This is a genomic window from Actinacidiphila cocklensis (genome assembly GCF_907177275.1).
GTDB classification, from domain to species: domain Bacteria; phylum Actinomycetota; class Actinomycetes; order Streptomycetales; family Streptomycetaceae; genus Actinacidiphila; species Actinacidiphila cocklensis.
Map to the genome: position 1 here is coordinate 157557 of NZ_CAJSLV010000045.1, position 25695 is coordinate 183251.

A 25695-nucleotide genomic window follows, 5' to 3' on the forward strand; every position below is an offset into this window, starting at 1 on the left:
GCTACACCCCCAGGTGGCGCGGCTGATGCCGCGGTCCGGCCGCACCGGGCTGCGATCTGGCCGCTCGGGCGGCCCGCCGTGCTCTGCGCCGCTCACGGCGCAGCGTCCTGGCGGCGCTGCTCGGGCTGGAGACCACGCCGTTGCGCTGGTTCCACACCTGACGGGTCACCCACACGTCGAGCACCGCCCAGGTGGCGACGACCGACGTGAGCACCGTGGTCATCAGCAGGGGTGCCGACAGCCAGGAGTGCCCGGCGGCGAGCACGACGTCGGTGACGGCCTGTACCAGCGCGACGGCGGCGGTCAGAAACGCCCGCACCGCGGCGGCACGCACCGGGTCCGCCATCCGCGGCCTGGGGGCCGTCTCTTCCACCCACACGGTCCTCCGTTGGAAGTCCATGAAGAGTGGCTGCCCCGAATCCTCCAGGTGCATTCCGGGGTACGTTTCGTCGCAGACCTGCCCAACCCCCCGACATACTTTCGAGTTACCGCTGAGGCGGTAGTAGGCTCACGCCGTTTAAACAAGACAGAAGCCCCCTTCGCGGGGGAGACGTTGGGGAGGCCATGAGCTTTCGCGGTACGACGATCCGCCGGAAGATCGTGGCGCTGCTGCTGATCCCTCTGGTGTCACTGACGGTCATCTGGGCCTTCGCCGCCACGGTGACCGGCCGCGCGCTGCTGGACCGTCCGGATGTCCAGCGGGTCGTGGACAACGTCGGCTATCCCGGCCAGGACGCGGTGCAGAGCCTCCAGCAGGAGCGCAGGGCAGCGATGATCTACGTGGCCAACACCCGGGACTCGCAGGCCAGGATCGGCTACAACAAGCAGCAGCAGGTCACCGACGCCTCCATAGCCAAGATGCGCACCAGGATCGCCGCATCGGGCGTGCGCGGCTCGCTCGGCTCGCAGGCCCGCACCCGGCTCGACACGTTCCTCGGCACCGTCGAGGGCCTCAGCTCGCTGCGCAAGCGCGCCGACGACGGGCGGATCAGCCGCAACGACGTCCTCGACGCGTACAACGCGATGACCGACCCGGCCTTCCAGCTGTTCGACGCCCTCAACCCGCACAACGACCTCAAGCTCGACGACCAGCACCGCTCGGTCGTCCAACTCGGCCGCGCCCGCGACGAGATCAGCCGCGAGGACGCCCTGATGGCGGCCGCCATCAGCACCGGGCACATGAGCCAGGCGGAACTGCGCTCCTTCACCTTCGCGGTGGCCGAGCAGCGCAACTACTACGACGGCAGCCTGTGGCAGCTGACCGACGAGGAGCGCGCGCCCTACGACGCGTACTGGAAGAACAGCAACGGCAAGGCGCTGCGTTCCGCGGAGGACGCGGTCATCGCCGGCGGGGTCTCCGACGCGCCGATCGTCGCCGCCCACCTGTCCTGGCCCGGCGTCGCCGCGACCGCGATGGACGACCTGGGCCGGCTCGGCGCCACCTCGGACAGCCAGGTCACCGACCGCAACCAGCCGATCGCGACCACCAAGCTCGTCGAGGCGGCCTTCGTCGGCGGTGTCGGCCTCATCGCGGTGGTCGCCTCGCTGGTCGTCTCGGTACGCATCGGCCGCGGCCTGATCAGGGACCTGACCGGACTGCGCCGCGAAGCCCAGGAGGTGTCCGGCACCCGGCTGCCGCGGGTCATGCGGCGGCTGGCGGCCGGCGAGCAGATCGACGTCGAGACCGAGGTGCCGCGGCTGGAGTACGCCGACGACGAGATCGGCCACGTCGGCAAGGCGCTCAACACCCTCCAGCGGGCCGTCGTCGAGGCCACCGTCCGGCAGAACGACCTGCGCAAGGGCGTGTCCGAGGTCTTCGTCAACCTCGCCCGTCGCAGCCAGGTGCTGCTGCACCGCCAGCTGACGCTGCTGGACGCGATGGAGCGCCGCGCCGAGGACGGCGAGGAACTGGCCGACCTCTTCCGGCTCGACCACATGACCACCCGCATGCGGCGGCACGCCGAGGGCCTGGTCATCCTCTCCGGCGCGGCCCCCTCGCGGCAGTGGCGCAAGCCCGTGCAGCTGATGGACGTGGTCCGCGCCGCCATCGCCGAGGTCGAGGACTACGAGCGGATCGAGGTGCGCCGGCTGCCGCGGCTGGCCGTCGCCGGCGCCGCGGTCGCCGACCTCACCCACCTGCTCGCCGAACTCATCGAGAACGCCGCGGTCTTCTCGCCGCCGCACACCACCGTGAAGCTGCACGGCGAGCCGGTCGCCAACGGGTTCGTCCTGGAGATCGACGACCGCGGCCTGGGCCTGACGCCCGACGCGCTGCTGGAGGCGAACCTGCGGCTCGCCGAGACGCCCGAGTTCGAGCTGTCGGACACCGACCGGCTCGGCCTGTTCGTGGTCAGCCGGCTCGCCCGGCGGCAGAACGTCAGGGTCTCGCTGCGGCAGTCGCCGTACGGCGGCACCACGGCCGTCGTCATGATCCCCGAGTCGCTGCTCAGCGACAGCGGCGAGGACACCGGCGGCACGCAACTGCCCGGGGCCGCCAGGCCGCTGGGACTCGACGTGGCGGGCGAGACCGAGCACACGTTCCGCCAGTGGGGTCTGGAGGGCGTGGACGACGTCGGCGGCGAGCGGCACAAGGAGCACGCCCCGCACCAGGAGGAGCCGCTGCCCGCGGCCCTGAGCCGGGGGCTCGACGGGATCGACGACCCCGAGGAGCCGGCCGCCGCTCCCGGTACCGGCGAGCAGGCGCCCGCGGCCCCGCTGCCGCTGCCCCGCCGCCGGCCCCGTACGGCGGCCCAGCAGGTTCCGCGGGCGGTGACGGCCGTACCGTCGCTGCCGCGCCCGCGGCAGGAGGCGCCCGGCGCGGCAGAGGAGCCGGCCGAGGGCGCTGCGGAGGGCGGCATCGTGCTGCCCCGGCGGGTCAGGCAGGCCAGTCTGGCACCGCAGTTGCGGGCCGACGCGGCACGGTCCCCCGCCACCGAGACAGAACGCGACGGCGGCCGTGAGCGGTCCGCCGACGAGGTACGCGACCGGATGTCCGCGATCCAGGCCGGCTGGCAGCGCGGCCGCAGGGCAGCGGAGGCCGAGCCGGACGGCGGAGCAGCACCCGGCGACGACGCATCGACGACAGCACCGAGAACGACACCTGAGGGGAACGGTCGATGACTGCAGCATCGAGCCCGACACGTGAGCTGAGCTGGCTCCTGGACGACCTGGTCACCCGGGTCGCCAGCATTCGCAAGGCTTTGGTGCTCTCCGGGGACGGCCTGGCCACCGGCTCCTCGGACGGACTGACGCGAGAGGACTCGGAGCATCTGGCGGCGGTCGCCTCCGGATTCCACAGCCTCGCCAAGGGCGTCGGCCGGCACTTCGACGCCGGCCGGGTCCGGCAGACCATCGTCGAACTGGACGACGCGTTCCTGTTCGTCACGGCCGCCGGCGACGGCAGCTGCCTGGCGGTGCTGGCCGACGCGGACTCCGACGTCGGGCAGGTGGCGTACGAGATGGCGCTGCTGGTCAAGCGGGTGGGCGTCCATCTGGCTGCGGAGCCGCGGCATGGCGGCGAAACGGCGCTCAGCGGCTGACAGCCGGCGAGCGGACTTGGGACGACGGGGTGACGGGGTGACATGACGTCTGAATCGGACCGCTGGTACGACGACGCGGCAGGACCGGTGGTACGGCCTTACGCGATGACCCGCGGGCGGACGAGCCACGCGGCAGAGGCGAAGCTCGACCTGATCGCCCTGGTGATCGCGCAGGACTCGGACGCGGACGCGGGCGTCGACGACGACCGCACCCTGTCGCCCGAGCACCTCGACATCGTCGAGGCCTGCCGGCTGCAGTCGGTGTCGGTGGCGGAACTCGCCGCCGACCTCGACCTGCCGGTCGGCGTCGTCCGGGTGCTCGTCGGCGACCTGCTGGAAGCCGGGCACGTCATGGTCCACCAGCCCGTGCCGCCGGCCGAGCTGCCCGACGAGAGCATCCTGCGCGAGGTCATCAACGGTCTGCGCGCGCTGTAGCGCCCGCTAGGCTGCTCGTACCCGTGCCATCCCCAAGTCCGCATCCGAGCAGGGAAGTAGAAGACACCATGGCCATCGCCCACGCCGACCGCCGCCGTCAGCAGTCCGCCGCGGAGCCGGTCGCGCTCAAGCTGCTGGTCGCCGGCGGCTTCGGGGTCGGCAAGACGACCCTGGTCGGCACGGTCAGCGAGATCAGGCCGCTGCGGACCGAGGAGGCGCTGAGCGAGGCGGGCCGGCCGGTCGACGACCTCGCGGGCGTGGAGGGCAAGCGCACCACGACCGTGGCCATGGACTTCGGCCGCATCACGCTGCGCGACGACCTGGTGCTGTACCTGTTCGGCACCCCGGGGCAGGACCGGTTCTGGTTCCTGTGGGACGAGCTGGCCCAGGGCGCGCTGGGTGCGGTGGTGCTGGCCGACACCCGCCGACTTGAGGACTGCTTCGCCGCGGTCGACTACTTCGAGCGGCGCGGCATCCCCTTCACGGTCGCGGTCAACTGCTTCGACGGCGCCCAACTGCACGCCCCCGCCGTGGTCACCGAGGCGCTGGACCTCGACCCCGGGGTTCCGGTGGTGCTGTGCGACGCGCGGGATCGCGAGTCGGCCAAGCAGGTGCTGATCAGCGTGGTCGAGCACGCGGCCGCGGTGGCGGCCGGCCGCCGCGCGCCCGCGGCGACCTGACGGCCCGCCCGGTCCGGCCCGCCTCACCTGCCCCGGCCCGCGGGCATCGCGGGCCGGTCGTCGTCCAGCCAGCCGAGGCTGCGTTCCACGGCCCGCTTCCAGCGCCGGTACTCCCCGCTGCGCACCTGCTCGGGCATCGCCGGCTTCCAGCGGGTGTCCTCCCGCCACTGCTTCCTGAGCGCGTCGGGTCCCTCCCACACCCCGGTGGCGAGCCCGGCCGCGTAGGCGGCGCCCAGGCTGGTGGTCTCGGCGACGACGGGCCGGATCACCGGTACGCCCAGCACGTCCGCCTGGTGCTGCATCAGCAGCCCGTTGACGGTCATGCCGCCGTCCACCCGCAGCGCGCCGATCCGCACCCCTGAGTCCTGCTGCATCGCGTCGACCACCTCGCGGGTCTGCCAGCTGGTCGCCTCCAGGACGGCCCTGGCCAGATGCGCCCTGGTGACGTACGCGGTCAGGCCGGTGATCACGCCGCGCGCGTCGGACCGCCAGTAGGGCGCGAACAGGCCGGAGAAGGCGGGGACGACGTAGGCGCCGCCGTTGTCGGGGACGCTTGCCGCCAGCGGCTCGATCTCCTCGATGGTGCGGATCACCCCGAGCCGGTCGCGCAGCCACTCCACCAGCGCCCCGGTGATCGCGATGGAGCCCTCCAGGGCGTACACCGGCCGCTCACCGCCGAGTTGGTGGGCGACCGTGGTGAGCAGGCCGCTCTCGGACGGCACCGGCCGCCCTCCGGTGTTGAGCAGCAGGAAGCTTCCCGGGCCGTAGGTGTTCTTCGCCTCGCCGAGGTCGAAGCAGGTCTGCCCGAACAGCGCGGCCTGCTGGTCGCCGAGCGCGGCGGCGACGGGGACGCCCGCGAGCCGTCCGGTGGCCAGGCCGTACACCTCGGCCGAGGGGCGGATGCGCGGCAGCACGGCCTCGGGGATGTCCATCGCGGACAGGATCGCCGGGTCCCAGTCCAGGGTGTGCAGGTCCATCAGCAGGGTGCGTGAGGCGTTGCTGACGTCGGTGACGTGGACACCGCCCGCGGTGCCGCCGGTGAGGTTCCAGATCAGCCAGGAGTCGATGGTGCCGAACGCGATCTCGCCGTGCTCGGCCCGGTGCCGCAGCCCGGGTACGTGGTCGAGCAGCCAGGCGATCTTCGGCCCGGCGAAGTAGGGGGCCAGCGGCAGCCCGGTGGTGTCGCGGAAGCGGTCCTGCCCGTAGGTGCCGCCGAGTTCGGTGCACAGCGCCGCGGTGCGGGTGTCCTGCCAGACGACGGCGTTGTGCACCGGGCGGCCGGTGGAGCGGTCCCAGAGCACCACCGTCTCGCGCTGGTTGGCGATGCCGAGCGCCGTCAGCTGGTCGGGGCGGAGCCCGGCTCTGGCCAGCGCGCCCGACGCCACGGCCTGGACCTTGGCCCAGATCTCGGTGGCGTCGTGCTCGACCCAGCCGGGCCTGGGCAGGATCTGGCGGTGCTCGCGCCGGTCCGACGCGACGATCCGGCCCTCCGCGTCGAAGATCAGGCAGCGGGTGGAGGTGGTGCCCTGGTCGATCGCGGCCACGTGGGTCGGGACGGTCTGGCTCATGTCACGCTCCCTTGCCCGGTCGGTGAACGACCGTGTCGGGAATGGGCGCGCGGATGCCCGGTGAGCGCAACTCCCCTCCCACCGACCGGCGTCGCGCTGCCGGAAGTGTTGCCCCACGGTGACGGAGCGTCAAGCGGTCGTGCGCCGTGGAATGTTGCCGCGGTCGCGTGGACGGTGTCGCAGGCCCGTGCTATGTTCTTCTCGTAACGAGAAATACTCATACTGAGAACGACATCGGGCGGGGAGGGACGGCGGTCATGGCGGAGCCGGACGGCACGCAGGCGGAGCGGGACTTCCTGGCGCAGTACGACCCCCGCGCCTTCGACCCGATCGCGGTCACCGTGGACGTCGTGGCGCTGACGCTGCGGGCCGGCCGGCTGCACGTGCTGGCTGTGGAGCGCGGCGGTCAGCCCTTCGCCGGCCGCTGGGCGCTGCCCGGCGGCTTCGTACGGGCCGGCCGTGAGTCGCTCGACGAGGCGGCGGCCCGCGAACTGGCCGAGGAGACCGGCCTGGATGCCGCCGCGCTCGACCGGGTCCACCTCGAACAGCTCGGCTCGTACGGCAGCCCGCACCGCGATCCGCGGATGCACGTCGTCTCGGTGGCCTACCTCGCCTTCGCCCCCGGACTGCCCGACGCCCAGCCGGGCGGCGACGCGGCGGGCGCCGGCTGGCTCCCGGTCGAGGCAATATCACCTGCGGGGCAACCGGACGAGGCACGTCCGCGTCCCTTCGAGCAGGGTCGGCGGACCGGGGCCTACGGGGGTGGTGCCGGCCGCCGACCCGGTCACGACGGCAGCGGCGGACTCGCCTTCGACCACGGCCGCATCCTCGCGGACGGCCTGGAGCGGGCCAGGGCCAAGATCGAGTACACCCCGCTGGCCACCGCCTTCCTCGGCGAGAGCTTCACCATCACCGAGCTGCGCGAGGTCTACGAGACGGTGTGGGGCGCGGCGCTGCACGCCGGGAACTTCCACCGCAAGGTGCTGTCCGTGCCCGGGTTCGTGGAGTCCACCGGCGAGACGGACACCCGCCCCGGCAGCCGCGGCGGCCCGCGCGCCCGCCTCTACCGGGCCGGGGACGCCCGCCTGCTGCACCCGGCGCTGCTGCGCCCCGACCGCGAGGCGGGCGTGCGATGACCGCCTCAGGGGCACGGGCCGCGGCGCCCGCGGCCGCTGCCGACGCCCAGGGCGCCGGCGCCGCCGACTTCGACGACGCCCTCGCGGCACTGACCGGCGGCTTCCCCGCGGAACCGAGGGAAGCCGCCCGGCACTACCGCAGGCTCGCCCGGCTGCTGCACCCCGACACCGCGCCGGCCGGCCGCGCGGAGCAGGCGGCCGCTGCCTTCGCCCGGCTCACCGCCGCCTGGCAGGCCAGGCACGAGACGGTCACCGGCGGGCGGCACCGCTACGTCCTCGGCCCGGTGCTCGCGGAAGGCGGCCTCGCCACCGTGCGCGGCGCCCGCTACGACAGCGACGGCGACCGCCACGCGGCCGTACTGAAGATCCCCCGCGAGCCGCGGGACAACGACCTGATGGAGCACGAGGCCGACGTGCTGACCCGGCTGCGCACGGTCGGCGAGCCACGGCACCGCGCCTACGCCCCCACCCTGATCGAGAGCTTCCGGCAGCGGCACCCCGACGGCACCGAGCAGGTCGTCAACGCCTTCGTCCCGCTCACCGGCTTCCACACCCTGGCCGAGGTCGCCGCGGCCCACCCCGGCGGGCTCGACCCGAGGGACGCGGCCTGGATGTGGCGCCGCCTGCTGACCGCACTGGGCTGGGCGCACCGCGCCCGGCTGGTCCACGGCGCCGTCTTCCCCGAGCACGTGCTGATCCACCCGGAGCTGCACGGCCTGGTGCTGGTCGACTGGTGCTACGCCACCGCGACCGGCACCGACGTCCCCGTCCTGCTGCACCGGCACGCCGGCAGCTACCCGCCCGAGGCGCTGGCGCACCTGCCGGCGACCCCGGCCACCGACATCCACCTCGCCTCGCTGTGCATCGCGCAGCTCACCGGCGACCTGGCACCGCCGCAGATGCGCGCCTTCCTGCGCGGCTGCACCCTGCCCGAGCAGGAACGCCGCCCGCAGGACGCCTGGCAGCTGCTCGCGGAACTCGACGACCTGCTGGAACGGCTCTACGGGCCGCGCACCTTCCGGCCGTTCACGATGCCCGCCGCGCCACCGGCCTGACCGGCCGCGACCACCGCACGCGGGCACCACACCCCGCACCACAGCACGCACCACACCATCACGAGGGGGACGACCATGGGCAGCGGAAGCTGGTCCACCAACGTCTACGACGCCGCCGCGCGCTACCGCGCGGCCGCCGGCACCGACGCGTTCGCGTACAGCGACCACGTCAGGCACAGCGCGCCCCGGCACACCTGGCGCGCACACCAGTCGCTCGACCCGCACGGCCTGACCGTCAGGGAGAGCCGGGACTCCGACGAACACCCGGACTCCCTGGCCATCGCGGTCCTCTTCGACGTCACCGGCTCCATGGGCGGCGTCCCGCGCACCTTGCAGACCAAGCTGCCCGACCTGTTCGGCCTGCTGCTGCGCAAGGGCTACGTCCGCGACCCGCAGATCCTCTTCGGCGCGGTCGGCGACGCCACCTGCGACCGGGTCCCGCTGCAGCTCGGCCAGTTCGAGTCCGACAACCGGATGGACGACGACCTCGGCAACATCCTGCTGGAGGGCGGAGGCGGCGGCCAGATGACCGAGTCGTACGAACTCGCCCTCTACGCCATGGCCCGGCACACCGAACTCGACTGCCACACCAAGCGCGGCCGCCGCGGCTACCTCTTCCTCATCGGCGACGAGATGCCCTACGGCAAGGTCAAGGCCCGCGAGGTGCAGGCCGTCCTCGGCGAGACGATCCGCCACGACATTCCCGTCCAGGACATCCTGGCCGAGCTGAAGCGCAAGTTCCACGTCCACTACATCCTCCCCGCCGGCACCTCCTACGCGGGCAACCCCGAGGTCCTCACCCTGTGGCGCCGCCTGCTGGGCCAGAACGTGATCGAGCTGGACGACCTCGACGCGGTCTGCGAGACCATCGCCCTGACGGTCGGCCTCGGCGAGGAGGCCATCGACCTGGCCACCGGCCTCGCCGATCTGGCCGACGTCGGCTCCACGGCGGTGGACACCGTGGCGCGGGCACTGTCGGGCCGGTGACGGGCCGGTGATGGGCGCCACCCGAGCCTCGGGAGACCGGCGGCACACCCTCGTCGCCGACCTCGGCTTCGGCGATGCGGGCAAGGGCGCCACCGTCGACCGGCTCTGCCGGGCCGGCGGTGTCGCCGCCGTCGTCCGCTTCAACGGCGGCGCGCAGGCCGCCCACAACGTCGTCACCGCAGACGGCCGCCACCACACCTTCGCCCAGTTCGGCTCCGGCACCCTGCACGGAGTGCCCACCCAGCTGTCGCGGTTCACCGCGGTGGACCCGCTCGCGCTGGCCGCGGAGGCCGACCACCTGCGGGCGCTGGGCGTGCCCGACCCGTACGCCCTGCTCGCCGTCGACCGCGACGCGCCGCTGACCACGCCCTACCACGCGGCCGCGGGCCGGCTGCGCGAGCTGGCCAGGGGCGAGGCCAGGCACGGCTCGTGCGGGATGGGGGTGGGGGAGACCACGCGGTACACCCTCGCCCACGCGGGCGACGAGCCGACGGCGGGCGACTGCGCGTCACGCCCCCGGCTGCTGAGCCGGCTGCGGCTGCTGCGGGACCGGCTCACCGACGAGCTGGGACCGCTGGCCGCACCGCCGGTGGAGGCGTGCGCCGAGGCCTACACGTCCTTCGCGCGGGCCGTACGGCTCACCGACGGCACCCGGCTGCGCGAACTGGCCGCCCGCGGGCCGCTGGTCTTCGAGGGCGCCCAGGGAGTACTGCTCGACGAATGGCACGGCTTCCACCCGTACACGACCTGGTCGACCACCACCTTCGCCAACGCCGAGACGCTGCTGGCCGAGGCGGGCGCGGCCGGGGAGGGGCTGCGGCTCGGCGTGGTGCGCACGTACACCACCCGGCACGGCCCCGGGCCGCTGGTCACCGAGGACCCCGAGCTGACCGCGGCACTGCCGGAGCCGCACAACGGCCACGGCCGCTGGCAGGGCGCCTTCCGCATCGGCCACTTCGACGCGGTCGCGCACACCTACGCGGCCGAGGTCTGCGGGGGAGTGGACGCGCTGGCCGTCACCCACCTGGATGCGCCCCGCCGCTGCCGGGGCCTGCGGATCTGCCGCGCCTACGGGATCGACGGCGACCTGGTGGAACGCCTGCCGGCCGGGCCGCCCGGCGACCTGGCACGGCAGGCGGAGCTGACCGGGAGGCTGCTGCGCGCGGCGCCGGCGCTGTGGGACACCCCGGGCCGTGACCCGCGCCACTGGAGCGAGGCGATCGGGTCACTGCTCGGGGCGCCGGTGCTGCTGGAGTCCTCAGGCCCCGCCCGTCAGGGGGTCAACGACCTGCGGTCGATGGGGAAGTCGAAGTACGTGTCGGGGAAGGGCTCGGCGTTGAGCGTGTAGTGCCACCACTCCTCGGGCAGATTGGTGAACCCCTGCATCGCGTCCATCAGCAGCATCCGGTTGGCGTGCTGGACGCCCTGGATCCGCGGGTCGAGGGTGTGGGCGAGGGTGTCGAAGCAGTCGAAACCGGTGCCCATGTCCAGCGAGTTGTCGGGGAAGCGCTGGTCCTGCGGCCCGTAGCAGGGTGTCAGGGGCTCACCCGGTCGGTAGGGGCGGGTGGGCCTGGCCGGCAGCGGGACGACCGTCAGGTCCATGGTGCTGCCGCGGCTGTGCCCGGATTTCGCGGCGATGTAACCGTCCGCGAACAACCGGGTCTTGTCGACCTGGGGGTAGAACTCCGCCTTCATCGTCGTGTCGTCCAGGTCCTCCGCCCAGGAGACGAAGGTGTCGACGGCCCGCTGCGGCCGGTAGCAGTCGTAGACCTTGAGGGAGTAGCCGCTGCGCAGCAGCCGCACCTGCGCCCGGTGCAGGCCCTCGGCCGCGGCTCTGGTCAGGATGCACATCGGCGCCCGGTATCCGTCGATGGGCGCCCCGGTGAAGTTGTGCGGGGTGAAGTACCGCATCTCCTGGATGATCGTGGGGTCCACGTCCCGCAGCGCGACGAACTGCGCGGGCGCCTTGGGCTCGGGGTGCGCGGGCCGTGCCGCACGCGCCTGGGCGGGGCCGCCCGCGGCGACCGCGACCAGTGTGGCGAGGGGCAGGACGAGGGCTCGCAGTAAAGAGGTGAGTTTCGGCATCCCCATGACCTATCACTTCCCGGGCCAGCCGCGACAGTGATCGCATACAGTCCGACTCGTCTGTCGCCCATATCTCGACCCTGGTCAGAGCCGGTATCCGCGCCGGCCCGCACCAGCGGGGTCGAACCGGGTGCCGCGCGCCGGCACCTGGCTCGGCGGCCCTGTCGTGTCGGTCTGGGACAACGTGCGGCTCCACCTGACTGTCGGCATGCGGGAGTTCATCGCGGCGAACGCCCACTGGCTCACAGCGTCGCAGCTACCGGCCCGAGATCGGGAAGTGGCCGCGGTGCCAGTACCAGTGGCGGCCGGCCTTGAGGTGGTCGGCCACCGCGCGCTGGAGCGCGGTGCGGCGCGGCAGGCGGTCGAGCGGCGTGGTCAGGGTGCGGAACACGAACCGCAGTACCTCGACGTCGGCGTCCAGCCCCTCCGGCTCCTCGTACGGCTCCAGCTCGAACCTCTGCTGGAACCGGACGATGTTGGAGTCCGCGGGCAGGTACTCCAGCAGTTGCGGGTCGAGCAGCCACGAGCCGCAGGAGAAGGCCGTGTAGCGCTCGTCGGGGAAGTGGCGCGGGAAGAACGCGCGGGCCTCGTCGAGCGACGCGGCGACCGCCTCCGGGGTCATCGGCCCCGACTCGGGGATGTGCAGGCCGATGGCGGTGCTGCCGCGCTGGTACTGCAGCCGGCCCAGCTCGTAGAGGCCGCCGCGTGCGTGCAGCGTCAGCCAGCTCTGCATGACCGGCCAGCCCTCGCGGTGCATTCGCCGGTCGACCGCGAGGTTGCGCCCCAGGTCCGCGAGGGTTGCCCCCGACACGGCATCGGTGATGCCGTGTTCGCGGTGGTAGCCCGTGGCGACATCGACCAGGGCCAGGTACGCGTACACGTAGAGATGCCGCCAGGCGGGGCCTCGTGCGCGCGGCAGCGCGGGACCGGGCGGCAGCCAGTCGTGGCCCCCGAGGTCGGCGCGGACCAGGGCGATCGAGCGGTCGAGCAGCCAGCGCAGCTCCGGAATCCACAGCGGGGAGCCGGGATCCGGCCAGCCCTCCATGATTTCCGCGGCGTCGTCCGGCCGCACCGCGAGCCGGTCGAGGATCGCGGGCGCGTCGGCCTTGGCGGGCAGCGGAGCCGACGGGCGGTCGCCGGCGAGCCGGTGCACGCGGTCGACGTCCTCGACGGGTACTCCGAGCCTGGCGGCGACGGCGTCCAGATCCACGCGAGCCACCCTACCGGCCGGTGGGGTGGCGCAGGCCGGCCGTGGGAACAGGTATCAGCCCCGGCACGGGCGGCTGGGATCCCGCGTTCCGCGGATCTAGGATTGTCCGCCGGGCGTCCGATCAAGGCCGCGTCAACCGAGAGGACGATCATGGCTCCCACCAGCACGATGACCGCGGAAGCTGTTGTCCTGCAGCACTTCCTCGACGCCCAGCGGACCAGTGCGCTGGCGATCCTCGACGGGCTGACCGACGAGCAGTTGCGGACCTCGGTCATGCCCTCGGGTTGGACGCCGCTCGGGTTGATCAAGCATCTCGGTTATGCCGAACGCCACTGGTTCCAAAGGTTCTTCTCCGGAAGCACGGCCGACGCGCCGTGGCCTGACGACGACGAGGAGCTGATGTCTTCGGCGCATCCGGTCGCGGAGGTGTTCGCCTTCTACCGGGAGCAGTGTGAGCGGGGCAATGCCCTGCTGGCCGTCACGCCGCTGGACGCGAAGCCGGTCGGGCGGCACGGCAGCGACCCGCATGACGAGGTCGCCGATCTGCGCGGGATCGTTCTCCACATGATCGAGGAGACGGCCCGGCATCTCGGCCACCTGGACGCCGCGCGCGAACTGCTCGACGGCCGCACCGGCCTCGGCCCGCGCTAGGACTGTTTGCCCGTGGTCAAAATGCCCCACGAGGCGAACTGCACCCGCCCACCGGCTCACCACGACGAGTTCTGCGCGCTCGTCGTCCAGGCCGGCACCGAATCGCACCTGCCGCGGATGCGACTGCCCGCGACCGCCGAGGAGTTCCGGGCCTGAACGCGCCGCTTCGACGGCGGCACCAACGTGGATTCCCGGCCTGCGTCCGCGAATCAGGCATCCCCGGCCCTGGTCCGGCGGGCGGCGTCCTCGCACGGCCCGCGCGACCGGCCGGGAGGACCGAGGAGGCGAAGTCCCGGTGGCCGCACCGCCGGACGGCGGCGCCGGCAGGGACGGCGCCGAGCCTCCCATGGTGGGTGACAGGGCTGCGCAACGGGTACTCGACCACACCCTGGGTGACCGGTGGACGCCCGTGCCGTCGTACGGCTTCGACCTCGTGCGCGTTGTGGAACACAGCCTGCGCGCCCGCCGATCACGTCGCGTGCGGCGGTGTGTGCTCGCGGCGGTGACGGCTGGTGTCGCCGAAGATCCGATACAGTCCGGGCGTGTCCGCTGCCGCTCCCGAGCCCCCGACGACGCCCCCGGTGAAGAACTCGCACTGCTCCGCGTGCGGTAACCGCTACCCGGCCGATGCCGGCTGGCCGCGCCGCTGCCCGGCCTGCGGCACCTTCGCATACCGCAACCCGCTGCCGGTCGCCGTCGCCCTGCTGCCGGTCCGCGGCCCGCAGGGCACCGGGCTCGTCGTCATCCGCCGCACCATCGAGCCGAGCCGCGGCGAACTCGCGCTGCCCGGCGGCTTCATCGACCACGGCGAGAGCTGGGAGCACGCCGTCACCCGCGAACTGGCCGAGGAGACCGGCATCACCGCGGCCGCCTCCGACGTCGTGCTCGCAGACGCCCTCACCGACGAGGCCGGCGGCTACCTGCTGCTGTTCGGGCTGCTGCCGCAGCGCGACGCCGGCGAACTGCCGCCGTCCGCGGCCACCGACGAGACCGAGGGCCACCAGCTCCTGCACGCACCGCAGGAGCTGGGCTTCCCGCTGCACACCCTGGCGGTCCGCCGCTGGTTCGCCGGCGGCTACGACGCGGCGCCGCGCATCCGCACGGTGTAGGCGGGCGCCGCCCCGCCGTCCCGCTCGACGACCACCGCGCCGTCCTCCCACCGCGACACGAAGCGCTCCATCCGCGGCTTGGCCCACCCCTCGGGGTCCCCGGTGAAGACCACACCGCCGCCGGTACGCCCCTGCCGCGGCGCCCACACCTCCAGCTCGGTGGTGCCGTCGTCACCGGCGACCGGCAGTACGGCGCCCGCCCTGGCCAGCACCGGTATCCGCCCCAGCGGCGCGTCGAGCAGCACCTGCGTACGCCCGCGGTGCGGCTCGCCGGTCGCGGTGTCGTACCAGAGTCCCCGCGGCAGCCGGACCGCCCGGCTCGTCGCGCCCGGTTCGAGGACCGGTGCGACCAGCAGCGAGTCGCCCAGCAGGAAGGCGTCGCCGCACTCCCGCAGCGCCCGGTCGCCGGGCGAGTTCCACCACAGCGGCCGCACGTACGGCGCCCCGGTGCGGTGCGCGACATGCGCCAGGGTGACCAGGTACGGCAGCAGCCTGGCCCGTTCGGCCAGCGCCGCCCTGGCGTGCTCCAGCACCTGCTCGCCGAACTCCCACGGCTCGCGGCGTCCCGCGTCGATCGCCGAGTGCGTACGGAAGAACGGCAGGTACGCACCCAGCTGGAACCAGCGCAGGTACAGCTCGGGCGACGGCGACCCGGTGAAACCGCCGACGTCGGGACCGGAGTAGGGCACCCCGCACAGGCCGAGCCCCAGCACCAGCGCCAGCGACGCCCGCAGCCCCGCCCAGCCGGTCGCCACGTCGCCCGACCAGCTGCCGCCGTATCGCTGCATGCCCGCCCAGCCCGACCGGGAGAAGAGGAACGGGCGCTGCTCGGGCCGCAGTTCGCACAGGCCCTCGTATCCGGCGCGGGCCATCCCCAGGGCGTAGACGTTGTGCGCCTCGCGGTGGTCGCCGCCGCGGCCGTCCAGCGCGTGCCGGGCCGAACGCGGCAGGGTGGCGTCGCCGAACGCGGCGAAGGACACCGGCTCGTTCATGTCGTGCCACACCCCGGCGAAGCCCTGCGCGAGCCGCTCCGCGTACAGACCGCCCCACCACCGGCGCACCTCGGGGTCGGTGAAGTCGGGGAAGACCGCGTCGCCCGGCCACACCACGCCCCGCACCTCCTGGCCGCGCGCGTCCCGCACGAACGCGTCCACCGCCCGGCCCCCGTCGTAGGCGGCGAGGCCCGGCTCGGCCTTCACCGCGGGGTCCACGATCGACACCAGGCGCACCCCCTGCCCGGCCAGTTCCCGTGCCAGGCCCGGCAGGTCCGGGAAGCGCACCGGGTCGGCGGTGAAGATCCGGTGGCCGTCGAAGTGGTCGATGTCCAGGTGCACCGCCGACAGCGGCAGACCGCGCTCGCGGTAGCCGGCGACGACCCTGCGGACCTCCTGCGCGCTGCCGAAGCCCCACCGCGAGTGGTGCGGGCCGAGCGCCCAGCGCGGCGGCACCGCGGGCCGCCCGGTCAGCGCGGTCCAGCCGGCCATCACCCGGGACGGCGTACCGGTGATCACCCAGTAGCGCAGCGGGCCGCCGTCCATCCGCACCTCGCAGCCGCCCCGCCGGTCGTGCCCCGAGCCCGCGCCCTCCTCGCCGTCCCGCAGCGTGACCCGGCCGTCCCAGGTGTTGTCGTGGAAGACCAGATGGCAGCCCTCGTCGGCGACCACCAGCTGCACCGGCATCGTGATGTACAGCGGGTCGTCGCCGGGCTCGAAGGAGCCCCCCGGGTCGGTGTTCCACAACCGGTAGGTGCCCGCCGCCAGCCGCGGCCCGGCGGCCCGGCCGCCCAGACCGTAGACGCGGGCGTCGGCCGGCGTCTCCGAGCGCTGCACCCAGCGCGCCGCGCCCTGCCCCTCCTCCGCGCCCACCGGGTCCCACCAGCGCGGCGGCAGCTCGCGGCGCAGCAGCCTGCCGCCGGGGGTGCGGATCTCCACCGCGCCGTGCCGTGAGACGCGCACCGTCACCCGCTCGGAGACCACCCGCCAGCCGTCCGGGTCGGGTTCGAGGACCGCCCGCGGGTCCGCCTCGGGGCAGCCGCCGGACGGCCGCTCCCGCGGCGAGCCCCACTTCTGGGTGCCCGCCACCGCGTACGACGGCTCGGGCTCCGCACCGTCCCAGCCGCAGAAGACCGCGCCGCCCACCCCGACCCGCACCCGCAGCACCGAACGGGCGAAGCGCACCGTGCCGCCGCCCGGCAGCGGCTCGACCTCCAGCGCCGTCCCCGGCACCCGCGCCCGCTCCCCGCCGCGCGCCTCCGGCGGCAGATCGCGTGCGTCGATCCGCTGCCGGCGCCACGCCGACCTGGCAGAACGCCGCCCCTGGGCGGAACCCGCCATCCGTACCGACCGCAGCAGGTCCCGAGCATCCATGACTCCCACCTTTCCACTGTGCGCGCCCGCCACGCCGATCGTTCGGCCGGTGTTCACCTTCTGTGTGCGGTCCGCGCCCACACATCGGCGCCCGCGCACCTGTGGACGGCCGCCCTGGCGCGGTGGCCGCCGCCATGGCATCGTCCTGACCAGCCGTGCCGTGGACCGTCCTGGAGCCGCCCGATGACAAGCAAGACCGAAGCCGACCGTGCGCCGGAAGCCCTGTGGACCCCGGGACCTGAGCGTGTCGCCCGGGCCGCGGTGACCCGCTTCCAGAGCTGGGCGCACGAGCGGCACGGCGCCCCCGCCGTCATCGCCGACGACCCGCAGGGCAGCTACGCCGCCCTGCACGCCTGGTCGGTGCGCGAGACCGGCACCTTCTGGCAGGCGCTGACGCAGTGGTACGACGTCCGCTTCGGCACCTCCTCCGGCACGGTCCTGGCCGACGCCTCGATGCCCGGCGCCCGCTGGTTCCCCGGCGCGACCGTCAACTACGCGGAGCACGCGCTGCGGCCCGCCCTGGACACCGCACGCGCCGAGCTGCCCGCCGTGCTGCACGTCGACGAGACCATGGAGACCGGCGTCCTGAGCTGGGCCGAGCTGTCCCGGCAGGTCGCCTCGCTCGCCGCGGCGCTGCGCCGGCTCGGCGTCACCCCCGGCGACCGGGTCAGCGGCTACCTGCCCAACATCCCGCAGGCCGCCATCGCGCTGCTCGCCACCGCCGCGGTCGGCGGGGTGTGGACCTCGTGCGCCCCCGACTTCGGCGCCCGCAGCGTCCTGGACCGCTTCCAGCAGGTCGAACCCGTCGTGCTGTTCACCGTCGACGGCTACCGCTACGGCGGCAAGGAGCACGACAGGACCGGCGTCGTCGCCGAGACCCGGGCCGGGCTGCCCTCGCTGCGCGCGACCGTGCACATCCCGCTGCTGGGCACCCCGGCGCCCGAGGGCGCCCTGGAATGGCGGGACCTGGTCGCCGACGACCCGCAACCGTCCTACGAGCAGGTGCCGTTCGACCACCCGCTGTGGGTGCTGTACTCGTCGGGCACCACCGGGCTGCCCAAGGCGATCGTCCAGTCCCAGGGCGGCATCCTGCTCGAACACCTCAAGCAGACCGGGCTGCACCTCGACCTCGGCCCCGACGACCGCTTCTTCTGGTACACCTCCACCGGCTGGATGATGTGGAACTTCCTGGTGTCGGGGCTGCTGGCCGGCGCCACCGTGGTCCTCTACGACGGCAGCCCCGGCTACCCGGCGATCGAGGCGCAGTGGCGGGTCGCCGAGCAGACCGGCACCACCGTGTTCGGCACCTCGGCCGCGTACGTCATCGCCTGCCGCAAGGCCGGTGTGCACCCGGGCCGCGACTTCGACCTGTCGCGGGTCAGCTGCGTGGCGACCACCGGCTCGCCGCTGCCGCCCGACGGCTTCCGCTGGCTGCACGACGAGGTCGCGGAGGACCTGTGGATCGCCTCGGTCAGCGGCGGCACCGACGTGTGCAGCTGCTTCGCCGGGGGAGTGCCGACGCTGCCGGTGTACATCGGTGAGCTGCAGGCCGCGTGCCTCGGCACCGACCTGCAGGCCTGGGACGCCCAGGGCAGGCCGGTCGTGGACGAGGTCGGCGAACTGGTCGTCACCAACCCGATGCCGTCGATGCCGGTGCACTTCTGGAACGACCCGGACGGCGACCGCTACCGGGAGAGCTACTTCGAGATGTTCCCCGGCGTGTGGCGGCACGGCGACTGGATCACCCTCACCTCGCGCGGCACCGTGGTCATCCACGGCAGGTCCGACTCCACGCTCAACCGGCAGGGCGTACGCATGGGTTCCGCCGACATCTACGAGGTCGTCGAACGCCTCCCGGAGATCCGCGAGTCCCTGGTCATCGGGATCGAGGAGCCGGACGGCGGCTACTGGATGCCGCTGTTCGTGCAGCTCGCGGAGGGCGCCGAACTGACCGACGAGCTGCGCGCCCGGGTCAACGACGCGATCCGCGCCCAGCTGTCCCCGCGCCATGTGCCCGACGAGATCGTGGCGGTGCCCGGAGTGCCGCACACCCTCACCGGCAAGCGCATCGAGGTCCCGGTCAAACGGCTGCTGCAGGGGGCCGAGTTGGACAAGGCCGTCAACCCCGGCTCGGTGGACGACCTCGACGTGCTGCGCTTCTACGAGCGGCTGGGCGCGGAACGCGCCGCGGGCCGCCCGTAGCGGCGTCTTCGCGCAGGGCAGGCCGGTGCGGGCCGCGGGGCCGGCCCCCGCGGCCCGTCAACCTCCGTAGGTGTTCAGGGTCTCGGCCAGCACGCCTGCGAAGTCACCGGCCAGCCGTGCCGCGTGCTGCACCGCCAGTTCCGCGGTGGTGATCCGCACCCCCGGCGCGGCGGAGATCCGGAAGCGGGCGCCGCCGGCCACCCACCAGCCGTGCGAGCGCAGCCCGTTGACGACCGCCGACTCGTCCCGCACCGGCACCCACACGTTGAACCCGCTGACCCCGTGCGCCCCGATCCCGCGATCCGCGAGTGCGCCGATCAGCGCCTCGCGGCGCTCCCGGTACGCCACCGCCGCCTCGGCCACCAGCGCGCCGGTGGCCGGGTCGGCCATCAGCCGTACGACCGTCTCCTGCAGCACATGGCTGATCCATCCCGAGGTCAGCAGCAGCCGGCCGTCGTGCCGGGCCAGCGTGGTCGCGTCGCAGGCCATGGCAGTCCACCGCAGGTCGGTGCCCAGGTGCTTGGAGACGGTGCGGACGTGCGCCCAGCGCGGCGGCCCTCCGGCGCCCGCGGTGACCAGCGAGTGCAGCGGGCCGCCCGCGGTGTCCGCGCTGTGGTCGTCCTCCACCACCAGCACCTCGGGCGCGTCGGCCAGCACCGCGAGCAGCTCCGCCCTGCGGGCCGCCGACATCCGCGAGCCGTACGGGTTCTGCGCCCGCGGGCACAGCACCACCGCCCGCGCCCCGGCCCGCAGCGCGGCCCGCAGCCCCTCCGGGCGCAACCCCTCGTCGTCCACCGGCACCGCGACCGTACGCATCCCCAACGCCGGTACGAGGTCCAGCAGATGGTGGAATCCAGGGTCCTCCACCGCGACCGCGTCGCCCGGCCGCAGCTCCACCGACAGCAGCCGTGAGATGCAGTCGAGTGCCCCGTGCGCGAAGGTCACCTGCTCGTGCGGCACCCCGTCCCGCGCGAACCACGCGCGGCACAGCTCCTCCAGTTCCGGCAGCCGCGGCGCCGCCCGGTGCGAGCGCGCGCCCGGCGACAGCCGGCCGGGCGGCACCAGGTCGGGCAGGAAGGCCGGATCGGGGTGCCCGCCGGCCAGGTCGCGCAGCCCCGACGGCACCCGCGGCGGCCGCCGCGAGGTCACCACGGGCGCCGGCGCCACCACCGTCCCGCCCCGGCCCCGGGTCACCACGATGCCGCGGCGCCGCAGTTCCTTGTACGCCGTCGCCACCGTGCCCGGGCTCACCCCGAGGGCGTCGGCGAGGGCGCGCACCGGCGGCAGTGCCTCGCCGGGCCGCAACAGGCCCTCGGTGACCGCGCGTTCGGCCGAGGCGGAAATCTCCCTGGCTGTCGCACCCTGGATCGCATATTGTGTCGGCACAGAGCAAAGTATGTATCAATACAAACGCGGTGGCAAGTGCCCGTCCGGCCGCACGCCACCGCCGAGCCGAGGACGTGACGCCGTGCAGGGGGCACCGATGATCGAGCGGGCACAACGAGCACTGAGGATCCCGGAGATACCCGGCGGCCCCGACGGCCGGCGGATGCTGTGGATCAACCTCGTCGACAAGATCGGCTCGGGCCTGTGGGTCTCGGTCACCGCCCTCTACTTCGTCGTCGTCGCGGGCCTCGACACCGGCAGGACCGGACTCCTGCTCGGCCTCGGCGGCGTCGCCGGCATCGCGGGCGCACCCCTGGCCGGCCGGCTCGCCGACCGCCTGCCGCTCACCCGCGTGCTCTTCGCCGTCCAGGTCCTGCGCGCCGCCTCGGGACTGCTGCTGCTGACCGCCCACGGCTTCTGGCAACTCCTGCCGCTGGTCGCCGTCGGCAGCCTCGGCGAACGCTCCGCCTCCGTCCTCACCAAGCTCTTCGCCGCCCGCGTCGCGGGCCAGGACCGCGCCCGCTACCAGGCCGTCCAGCGCACCGTCGTCAACGTCGGCTACACCATCGGCGGCCTCGCCGCCTCCGCCGCCCTGGCCGTGGGCACCACCGCCGTCTACCGGCTGCTGCTGCTCGGCGACGGCCTGTCCTTCGTCCTCGTCGCGCTGATGGTCGCCCGCTGCGCGGAACCGCCCTCCGCGACCAGGACCGTCGTCGCCCGCACGGCCGCGGGACCCGCGGCAGGAAAGGAAGAGGGCGCCGCCGCCGCGCCGCCGCCCGGCGCGGCCAACCCCTGGCGCGACGCCGGCTACCTGGCCTATGCCGCACTCGACTCGGTGATGTTCCTCTACGGCTGCGCGCTCACCGTCGGCCTCCCGCTGTGGATCGTCACCCGCACCACGGCACCGCACGGCCTGGCCGCCGCGGTCTTCGTCGTCAACACCGTCCTGGTCGTCCTCCTCCAGGTCCGCCTCGCCCGCTACGGCAGCTCCGCACGCGTCGCCGCCGACTCCCTGCGGCAGGTCGCCGTCTGGTTCGTGCTCGCCTGTGCGGTCACGGCCGTCGCGGTCCTGGACACCCGGTGGGCCGCGACCGTCGCCGTCGTGGCCTCCGCCATCGCCTTCACCGTGGTGGAGATGATCCAGTCCGCCGTCTCGTGGGAACTGTCCGTCAGCCTCGCCCCCGCACATGCCCAGGGCAGCTACGTCGGAGTGCACGGCCTCGCGCAGTCCACCTCCCGCTGCATCGGCCCGCTGCTGCTCACCGCCGTCGTCATCGCGGCAGGACCGGCCGGCTGGATCGGCTTCGGCGCCGTCCTGGCCGGCGCCGCGCTCCTGCAGCGCCACCTGGTCCTGCGCCGCCTCTCCCAGCCCCGCGGCGCGGTCGCGGAACCCCCGTTGTCAGTGGCGCCGATTACAGTCAGTGAGCAGTAGGGATCACTCGTATCCGTTCACAGGGGGAAAGATGGCACGCACCAGCAGCGCCGACGGGTCCGACCGCGGCACGAGCAGCGCCGCGAACCGCACCTCGGACCGCAGGGCCGGCCGCCAGGGCAACCGGACCGGCAAGCGCAAAGCCGCACGCCGAAACCGCCATCGCCCGCCGGGCCGCACCACGTACCGCCGCGCCCTGCGCCGCGAAGCGCCCACCGTCGTCGGACTGCTGCTCGACGACCACGACTTCGCCGCCATGACCGAATACCCGAGCTTCCCCTTCCGCGACTACGGACTGTATCTGCGGCACATGGACGGGCTGCTGCGCTCCCTGCACGCCCAGGGCACCAGCATCGCCGTCACCCTCTTCGACCCCGACCGCTACGCCGACCACTGCGCCGACACCCGCAGGCCGCCGGACACCCCGGCCTCCCGCATCCACTACACGGCCGCGGTCAGCACCACGGGACCCGCCGTCCGCTACACCCGCCAACCCCTCGCGCTGCTGCGCACCCAACTCGCCCACGAGGCCGACCGCCGCGCCACCTGGGACCGCGCCGGCGACCTCCTCATCGCCGCGGGCCAGTGCCCCGACTGCGCGCAACCCCTCGCCCACTGCGCCTTCGACCTCGCCTCGCACACCCTGCTGCGCATCGTCGAAGCAGCCGGAGCCGGCACCCACCACCTCGTCTGCAGCCTTCCCACCGACGACGGCGACTCCCTGCTGGCCACCGCCCACATCACCGCCGACACCGAAGGCGAACTCCACCTTTCCGACACCGAGGCGCTCGTGCTGTGCACCGTCATGGCCGCCGCCCGCGTCAGCGCCCGCCCGGGCGGCCTGGTCCTGCGCACGACCGACGACGAAGGGGCCGACACCGTCTACGGCTGGTCCCTGCACCCGGAAGGCCCGCGCCCGCTCACCGAGGCCGAGGTCTTCAACGCCTACTGCACCGACCCCGACACCGGCGACCCCGTGCCACCCGAAGCCGGCGTCCGCTACCGGGCGGGCCTGCCCCTTCCCCCGCCCCTGCCCGGCGACGAGCCAGGCACCAGATGACACCCGGGCGCCGGGCGGCCGCACAGCCCTGAAGGGCGCCCCACCATGAGGTGGAACGCCCTTCAGGACAGCCGACCCGGGCCTGCCGGGGACGTCCGGAACTACTCGCCGGACAGCACTCCCTGCACGGCCCGCCGCGCCTCGTCCGCGCTGTCGGTCGCCCGCGCCGCAGCCGCCGCCCGCTCGCACTGCGCCAGCGTGTGCTTGGCCAACGTCGCCCGCACGTAAGGAATCGACGCCGCACCCATCGAAAGGCTGGTGACGCCCAGACCCGTCAGCACACACGCGAGCAGCGGATCGGCAGCCGCCTCACCGCACACCCCGCAGCTCTTCCCCTCGGCCTTTGCCGCCTCGGCGGCCAGCGCCACCAGGTCGAGCAGCGCGGGCTGCCACGGGTCCTGCAGGCGCGCCACCGCACCCACCTGACGGTCGGCGGCGAAGGTGTACTGCGCCAGGTCGTTCGTGCCGAGCGAGAGGAACTCGACCTCCTGCAGGATCGACCTGGCCCGCAGGGCAGCCGACGGGATCTCCACCATCGCGCCGAACTTCGCCGTGAGACCCGCGGCACGGCAGGCGTCGGCGAACGCCTTCGCGTCCTGCCGGTCCGCCACCATCGGCGCCATGACCTCCAGATAGACCGGCAGCCCCGCGGAGGCCGTGGCCAGCGCCCGCAGCTGGGTGGCCAGCACCTCCGGGTGGTCCAGAAGCGAGCGCAGACCCCGCACGCCCAGTGCCGGGTTCGGCTCGTCCGCGGGCGTCAGGAAGTCCAGCGGCTTGTCCGCGCCCGCGTCCAGCACCCGCACCACGACCCGGCCGCCCGGGAACGCCTCGAGCACCTGCCGGTAGGCCTCGACCTGCTTCTCCTCCGAGGGAGCCGTCGCCGAGTCGTCCAGGAAGAGGAACTCGGTACGGAAGAGCCCCACGCCCTCCGCACCCGCGGCCACAGCGGCCGGCACGTCGGCGGGACCGCCGACATTCGCCAGCAGCGGCACCTTGTGCCCGTCCGACGTCACGCCGGGACCCGACGCCGCGGCCAGCGCCGCCTTGCGCTCGGCAGCCGCCTCGGTCAGCGCCGCCTGCTTCTCCGCACTCGGCTGGACGAAGACCTCACCCGTACTGCCGTCCACCGCGATCACCGTCCCCTCGGACAGCTCACCCGCGCCCGGCAGCGCCACCACGGCGGGAACCCCCAGCGCACGGGCGAGGATCGCGCTGTGACTGGTCGGCCCGCCCTCCTCGGTGACGAAGCCCAGCACCAGCGTGGGGTCCAGCAGCGCCGTGTCGGCCGGCGCCAGATCGCGGGCGATCAGTACATACGGCTCGTCGCTGTCCGGCACACCCGGCATCGGCACACCCAGCAGCCGCGCCACGATGCGGTTGCGCACGTCGTCGAGATCCGCGACCCGCCCGGCCAGGTACTCGCCGGCACCGGCGAGCAGGGCGCGGTAGGAGGCGAAGGCGTCGTACACGGCGCGCTCCGCGGTGCTCCCCACCGCGACCCTCCGCTCGACATCGGCCATCAGCTCCGGGTCGAGTGCCATCAGCGCCTGGGCTTCGAGCACCGCCTGCGCCTCACCGCCGGCCAGATGCCCCCGCGCATTGAGGTCGGCGGCCACCGCTTCCACGGCCTGCCTCGCACGACCCTGCTCACGAGCGGTGTCACCGGAAGCGATCTGCTTGGCCGGCGGCTCCAGGACCGCCGTACCCATGTGCCGTACCTCGCCGATCGCCACACCGTGGCTGACGCCGACACCCTGAAGCGTTGTCTCCATCGGTCCCCGCCCTACTTCCAGCTGAAAAGGGTGTCGCCGGCCGCCACGTCGGCGGACTCGACCACGTCCGCAAGTGCCTCGGCCGTGGCCTCCAGCGCGACGACCGGGCAGATCGGGGACTTCCCCGCGGCCTCCACGGCCGCCGGGTCCCAGCGCACCACTGAATCACCGCGGGCGACGGTGTCGCCCTTCGCGACCAGCAACTCGAAACCCTCGCCGTTGAGCTGCACCGTGTCGATGCCAAGATGGGTCAGCACACCGTGGCCGGCGTCGTCCACGACGACAAAGGCGTGCGGGTGCAGGGACACGATCACTCCGTCGACCGGAGATACCGCCTCACCGGACTCGCGCACCGGGTCGATCGCGGTACCGGGACCCACCATCGCTCCGGAGAACACCGGGTCGGGCACTGCCGCGAGGCCGATGACCCGGCCGGCGAGGGGAGACGAAACGGTCGTCATGGGGGAAGCCTCCTAGATGCGGAGATCACAACGCCGTCACAGCCTGTCACGGGACGGCGAGCCGCGAGAGCAGCCTAAGTCATGTCAAGTGGGGATTCCGTCCCAGGCGTACCCGTCGCACGCCCGTCCGGTTCCCTACCCCCGATTTGCTCCGTGCAGGGGAGTCGAGTAGGTTGGCACGACCGCCTCGACGAGAACTGCGGAAACGTGTGTTCTCGAAATGGGGTTGGTAATTCCGACCGGAAAGCATCTGCTAAAGTCGGAGACACAACGAAGGGAAAGCCCGGAGGGGCCGGTGAAACGGTCTCGAAGGAAGCTTCCGTTCCTTGAGAACTCAACAGCGTGCCAAAAGTCAACGCCAGATATGTTGATACCCCGTCGCGTGCCCTATGTGGTGCGTGATGAGGTTCCTTTGAAGAAACACACAGCGAGGACGCTGTGCACTCAGGGATTATTCCTCTCTGGGTGCCGCTCTTGCGTGGTGTGCCACCGGGATTACCCGGAAGCATTCACGGAGAGTTTGATCCTGGCTCAGGACGAACGCTGGCGGCGTGCTTAACA

22 protein-coding genes are annotated in these 25695 nt (G+C 73.4%); 14 read left to right on the forward strand and 8 right to left on the reverse strand.

Annotated features, from left to right (window positions below; translation table 11 throughout):
- Nucleotide 1 precedes the first annotated feature (1 nt).
- The gene (locus NFU81_RS09285) at nucleotides 2-373 is read right to left on the reverse strand and encodes a hypothetical protein (RefSeq protein WP_251487269.1); all 372 of its coding nucleotides are present in this window, start codon (nucleotides 371-373) and stop codon (nucleotides 2-4) included.
- 191 nt (nucleotides 374-564) lie between these two features.
- Between NFU81_RS09285 and NFU81_RS09290 the strand changes: the two genes are divergently transcribed.
- The 4 genes from NFU81_RS09290 to NFU81_RS09305 all read left to right on the forward strand — a co-directional run bounded on the left by NFU81_RS09290 (nucleotide 565) and on the right by NFU81_RS09305 (nucleotide 4654).
- Nucleotides 565-3120: a sensor histidine kinase gene (locus NFU81_RS09290; RefSeq protein ID WP_251487273.1), complete on the forward strand. Its 2556-nt coding sequence runs from the start codon at nucleotides 565-567 to the stop codon at nucleotides 3118-3120.
- Entirely contained in the window at nucleotides 3117-3539 is a 423-nt protein-coding gene (locus NFU81_RS09295; protein WP_251487276.1) for a roadblock/LC7 domain-containing protein, read from the forward strand. Before NFU81_RS09290 ends, NFU81_RS09295 begins: the two co-directional genes overlap by 4 nt.
- 42 nt (nucleotides 3540-3581) lie before the next feature.
- Nucleotides 3582-3974, forward strand: coding sequence for a DUF742 domain-containing protein (locus tag NFU81_RS09300; RefSeq protein ID WP_251487279.1), 393 nt, complete (start codon nucleotides 3582-3584; stop codon nucleotides 3972-3974).
- Nucleotides 3975-4042: 68 nt separating this feature from the next.
- A complete protein-coding gene (locus NFU81_RS09305; protein WP_251487284.1) occupies nucleotides 4043-4654 on the forward strand; it encodes a GTP-binding protein in 612 nt (203 codons plus the stop codon).
- Between the two features lie 23 nt (nucleotides 4655-4677).
- Here NFU81_RS09305 and glpK read toward each other — a convergent pair whose 3' ends face one another.
- Nucleotides 4678-6222: a glycerol kinase GlpK gene (glpK, locus tag NFU81_RS09310; RefSeq protein WP_251487287.1), complete on the reverse strand. Its 1545-nt coding sequence runs from the start codon at nucleotides 6220-6222 to the stop codon at nucleotides 4678-4680.
- A 257-nt stretch (nucleotides 6223-6479) separates the two neighbouring features.
- On the opposite strand from glpK, the gene NFU81_RS09315 reads away from it, so the two are divergent.
- The 4 genes from NFU81_RS09315 (at nucleotide 6480) to NFU81_RS09330 (ending at nucleotide 10748) form a co-directional block, all read left to right on the forward strand.
- Nucleotides 6480-7358, forward strand: coding sequence for an NUDIX hydrolase (locus NFU81_RS09315; protein WP_251487289.1), 879 nt, complete (start codon nucleotides 6480-6482; stop codon nucleotides 7356-7358).
- Nucleotides 7355-8413 (forward strand): serine/threonine-protein kinase, encoded by a 1059-nt coding sequence (locus NFU81_RS09320; RefSeq protein ID WP_251487291.1) that lies wholly within the window; start codon nucleotides 7355-7357, stop codon nucleotides 8411-8413. The genes NFU81_RS09315 and NFU81_RS09320 overlap by 4 nt, the downstream gene beginning before the upstream one ends.
- A gap of 75 nt (nucleotides 8414-8488) precedes the next feature.
- Nucleotides 8489-9400 (forward strand): hypothetical protein, encoded by a 912-nt coding sequence (locus tag NFU81_RS09325; RefSeq protein ID WP_251487293.1) that lies wholly within the window; start codon nucleotides 8489-8491, stop codon nucleotides 9398-9400.
- A 10-nt stretch (nucleotides 9401-9410) separates the two neighbouring features.
- Nucleotides 9411-10748: an adenylosuccinate synthetase gene (locus NFU81_RS09330; protein WP_251487295.1), complete on the forward strand. Its 1338-nt coding sequence runs from the start codon at nucleotides 9411-9413 to the stop codon at nucleotides 10746-10748.
- On the opposite strand, the gene NFU81_RS09335 is transcribed toward NFU81_RS09330, so the two are convergent.
- Together NFU81_RS09335 and NFU81_RS09340 are read right to left on the reverse strand one after the other, a co-directional pair.
- On the reverse strand, nucleotides 10673-11485 hold the full coding sequence (locus NFU81_RS09335) for a M15 family metallopeptidase (RefSeq protein WP_251487297.1): 813 nt from the start codon (nucleotides 11483-11485) through the stop codon (nucleotides 10673-10675). The two genes, NFU81_RS09330 and NFU81_RS09335, sit on opposite strands and share 76 nt — an antisense overlap.
- A 256-nt stretch (nucleotides 11486-11741) precedes the next feature.
- Nucleotides 11742-12695: an acyltransferase domain-containing protein gene (locus NFU81_RS09340; protein ID WP_251487299.1), complete on the reverse strand. Its 954-nt coding sequence runs from the start codon at nucleotides 12693-12695 to the stop codon at nucleotides 11742-11744.
- 150 nt (nucleotides 12696-12845) lie between these two features.
- On the opposite strand from NFU81_RS09340, the gene NFU81_RS09345 reads away from it, so the two are divergent.
- From NFU81_RS09345 to NFU81_RS09355, 3 genes are all read left to right on the forward strand, one after another.
- Nucleotides 12846-13346 (forward strand): DinB family protein, encoded by a 501-nt coding sequence (locus NFU81_RS09345; RefSeq protein WP_251487301.1) that lies wholly within the window; start codon nucleotides 12846-12848, stop codon nucleotides 13344-13346.
- Nucleotides 13347-13358: 12 nt separating this feature from the next.
- The gene (locus NFU81_RS09350) at nucleotides 13359-13502 is read left to right on the forward strand and encodes a hypothetical protein (RefSeq protein ID WP_251487303.1); all 144 of its coding nucleotides are present in this window, start codon (nucleotides 13359-13361) and stop codon (nucleotides 13500-13502) included.
- 386 nt (nucleotides 13503-13888) lie between these two features.
- On the forward strand, nucleotides 13889-14455 hold the full coding sequence (locus tag NFU81_RS09355; protein ID WP_251487305.1) for an NUDIX domain-containing protein: 567 nt from the start codon (nucleotides 13889-13891) through the stop codon (nucleotides 14453-14455).
- Here NFU81_RS09355 and NFU81_RS09360 read toward each other — a convergent pair.
- Nucleotides 14422-16821, reverse strand: a complete 2400-nt coding sequence (locus NFU81_RS09360) for a glycoside hydrolase family 31 protein (RefSeq protein ID WP_251487308.1) — start codon at nucleotides 16819-16821, stop codon at nucleotides 14422-14424. The genes NFU81_RS09355 and NFU81_RS09360 overlap by 34 nt on opposite strands.
- A gap of 183 nt (nucleotides 16822-17004) precedes the next feature.
- Here NFU81_RS09360 and NFU81_RS09365 point away from each other — a divergent pair, with 183 nt between their 5' ends.
- Nucleotides 17005-19023 (forward strand): acetoacetate--CoA ligase, encoded by a 2019-nt coding sequence (locus NFU81_RS09365; RefSeq protein ID WP_251487310.1) that lies wholly within the window; start codon nucleotides 17005-17007, stop codon nucleotides 19021-19023.
- Between the two features lie 57 nt (nucleotides 19024-19080).
- Here NFU81_RS09365 and NFU81_RS09370 read toward each other — a convergent pair whose 3' ends face one another.
- Nucleotides 19081-20409 carry an aminotransferase class I/II-fold pyridoxal phosphate-dependent enzyme gene (locus NFU81_RS09370; RefSeq protein WP_251487313.1) on the reverse strand — a complete coding sequence of 443 codons (1329 nt, stop codon included), beginning with the start codon at nucleotides 20407-20409 and terminating at the stop codon, nucleotides 19081-19083.
- 97 nt (nucleotides 20410-20506) lie between these two features.
- On the opposite strand from NFU81_RS09370, the gene NFU81_RS09375 reads away from it, so the two are divergent.
- On the forward strand, nucleotides 20507-21841 hold the full coding sequence (locus NFU81_RS09375) for an MFS transporter (protein WP_251487316.1): 1335 nt from the start codon (nucleotides 20507-20509) through the stop codon (nucleotides 21839-21841).
- Between the two features lie 31 nt (nucleotides 21842-21872).
- Complete coding sequence (locus tag NFU81_RS09380; RefSeq protein WP_251487319.1) at nucleotides 21873-22901, forward strand: hypothetical protein; 1029 nt, start codon at nucleotides 21873-21875, stop codon at nucleotides 22899-22901.
- Nucleotides 22902-23002: 101 nt separating this feature from the next.
- Here the strand turns inward: NFU81_RS09380 and ptsP are convergent, their stop codons facing one another.
- Together ptsP and NFU81_RS09390 are read right to left on the reverse strand one after the other, a co-directional pair.
- Entirely contained in the window at nucleotides 23003-24673 is a 1671-nt protein-coding gene (gene ptsP / locus NFU81_RS09385; protein WP_251487322.1) for a phosphoenolpyruvate--protein phosphotransferase, read from the reverse strand.
- A gap of 11 nt (nucleotides 24674-24684) precedes the next feature.
- The gene (locus NFU81_RS09390) at nucleotides 24685-25134 is read right to left on the reverse strand and encodes a PTS sugar transporter subunit IIA (protein ID WP_251487324.1); all 450 of its coding nucleotides are present in this window, start codon (nucleotides 25132-25134) and stop codon (nucleotides 24685-24687) included.
- Between the last annotated feature and the right edge of the window lie 561 nt (nucleotides 25135-25695).